This window comes from Paracoccus chinensis, assembly GCF_900102885.1.
Taxonomy (GTDB): domain Bacteria; phylum Pseudomonadota; class Alphaproteobacteria; order Rhodobacterales; family Rhodobacteraceae; genus Paracoccus; species Paracoccus chinensis.
In genome coordinates this window covers 1-2,500 of the sequence record NZ_FNGE01000043.1, presented here as the reverse complement: position 1 = coordinate 2,500, position 2,500 = coordinate 1, and the positions used below count along the sequence as shown (strand labels likewise).

Sequence of the window (2,500 nt, the reverse complement as noted above, 5' to 3'; positions counted from 1 at the left end):
GATCTAGCCATGTGCAGGATGAAGGTTGGGTAACACCAACTGGAGGTCCGAACCGACACCCGTTGAAAAGGGTCCGGATGACGTGTGGCTAGGGGTGAAAGGCCAATCAAATCTGGAGATAGCTGGTTCTCCGCGAAAGCTATTTAGGTAGCGCCTCGATTGTATTCTCCCGGGGGTAGAGCACTGCATGGATGATGGGGGCCCACAGCCTTACTGAGTCTAAGCAAACTCCGAATACCGGGAAGAACTGATCGGGAGACACACGGCGGGTGCTAACGTCCGTCGTGGAGAGGGAAACAACCCTGACCAACAGCTAAGGCCCCCAATTCGTGGCTAAGTGGGAAAGCATGTGAGACTTCCAAAACAACCAGGAGGTTGGCTTAGAAGCAGCCATCCTTTAAAGATAGCGTAACAGCTCACTGGTCTAGTCAAGAGGTCTTGCGGCGAAGATGTAACGGGGCTCAAGCCACGAGCCGAAGCTTTGGGTGCACGAGCAATCGTGCGCGGTAGCGGAGCGTTCTGTGATATGGAACGCTGCCTCTTCTGCCCTTCGGGGCAACGGAGGCAATGTTCTGACTGTGAAGCCGGGCTGTAAGGCATCCGGTGGAGTGATCAGAAGCGAGAATGTTGACATGAGTAGCGACAAACAGGGTGAGAGACCCTGTCGCCGAAAGTCCAAGGGTTCCTGCTTAAAGCTAATCTGAGCAGGGTAAGCCGGCCCCTAAGGCGAGGCCGAAAGGCGTAGTCGATGGGAACCAGGTTAATATTCCTGGGCCAGGAGATGGTGACGGATCCTTGAGGTTGTTCGATCTTACTGGATTGATCGGGCAGCTGCGGGGTCCCTGGAAATAGCCCTCCACAAGACCGTACCCGAAACCGACACAGGTGGACTGGTAGAGAATACCAAGGCGCTTGAGAGAACCACGTTTAAGGAACTCGGCAAAATACCTCCGTAAGTTCGCGAGAAGGAGGCCCTGTTGTTGCGCAAGCAGCGGCAGGGGGCACAAACCAGGGGGTGGCGACTGTTTACTTAAAACACAGGGCTGTGCGAAGCCGTAAGGCGACGTATACAGTCTGACGCCTGCCCGGTGCCGGAAGGTTAAAGGGAGGGGTGCAAGCTCCGAACTGAAGCCCCGGTAAACGGCGGCCGTAACTATAACGGTCCTAAGGTAGCGAAATTCCTTGTCGGGTAAGTTCCGACCTGCACGAATGGCGTAACGATCTCCCCGCTGTCTCAAACGTGGACTCAGCGAAATTGAATTGTCTGTGAAGATGCAGACTTCCCGCGGTTAGACGGAAAGACCCCATGCACCTTTACTATAGCTTCGCACTGGCATCAGGAATGTGATGTGCAGGATAGGTGGTAGGCTTTGAAGCGGGGACGCCAGTTCCCGTGGAGCCACCCTTGAGATACCACCCTTCGCCTTCTTGATGTCTAACCGCGGCCCGTTATCCGGGTCCGGGACCCTGCGTGGTGGGTAGTTTGACTGGGGCGGTCGCCTCCCAAAGAGTAACGGAGGCGCGCGAAGGTTGGCTCAGAGCGGTCGGAAATCGCTCGTTGAGTGCAATGGCAGAAGCCAGCCTGACTGCAAGACTGACACGTCGAGCAGAGTCGAAAGACGGCCATAGTGATCCGGTGGTCCCGAGTGGAAGGGCCATCGCTCAACGGATAAAAGGTACGCTGGGGATAACAGGCTGATGATGCCCAAGAGTCCATATCGACGGCATCGTTTGGCACCTCGATGTCGGCTCATCTCATCCTGGGGCTGGAGCAGGTCCCAAGGGTATGGCTGTTCGCCATTTAAAGAGGTACGTGAGCTGGGTTTAGAACGTCGTGAGACAGTTCGGTCCCTATCTGCCGTGGGTGTAGGATACTTGAGAGGAGTTGCCCCTAGTACGAGAGGACCGGGGTGAACGTTCCACTGGTGGACCAGTTGTCGTGCCAACGGCAGTGCTGGGTAGCTATGAACGGACAGGATAAACGCTGAAGGCATCTAAGCGTGAAGCCCCCCTCAAAACAAGGTATCCCTTGAGAGCCGTGGAAGACCACCACGTCGATAGGCCGGAGATGTACGCGCAGCAATGCGTTCAGTTGACCGGTACTAATGGCTCGATTGGCTTGATTTGATCCGGAAGAAGACAGACCCTGTCGTCTTCCTCAGCATCACCTTGGACAACCTGTGGCGAAAGCCGCAACGCTGAGCGTTTCTTTCCCGGTCTGGTGGCCATAGCACGAGCGAAACACCCGATCCCATCCCGAACTCGGCCGTTAAGCGCCGTCGCGCCAATGGTACTGCGTCTCAAGACGTGGGAGAGTAGGTCACCGCCAGACCTGGAAAGAAACGCACATCTCTCTGAAACGATCGCACCACCCCCCGCACCCAAAAACCCGCGGGGAACCCGCTGCACAAACGCAGCACGGACGCGGGGTAGAGCAGCCCGGTAGCTCGTCAGGCTCATAACCTGAAGGCCGCAGGTTCAAATCCTGCCCCCGCAACCA

At 56.4% G+C, this 2,500-nt stretch carries 1 tRNA gene and 2 rRNA genes (1 of these 3 cut by a window edge); all 3 read left to right on the top strand.

The annotated features are described in order from the left end of the window. Positions 1 to 2,127, top strand: a 23S ribosomal RNA gene (locus tag BLQ03_RS17245); it begins 705 nt to the left of the window's first position. Positions 2,128 to 2,217: 90 nt separating this feature from the next. Further along, positions 2,218 to 2,332: ribosomal RNA gene (rrf, locus tag BLQ03_RS17240) — 5S ribosomal RNA — on the top strand. 91 nt (positions 2,333 to 2,423) lie between these two features. After that, positions 2,424 to 2,500, top strand: a tRNA-Met gene (locus BLQ03_RS17235).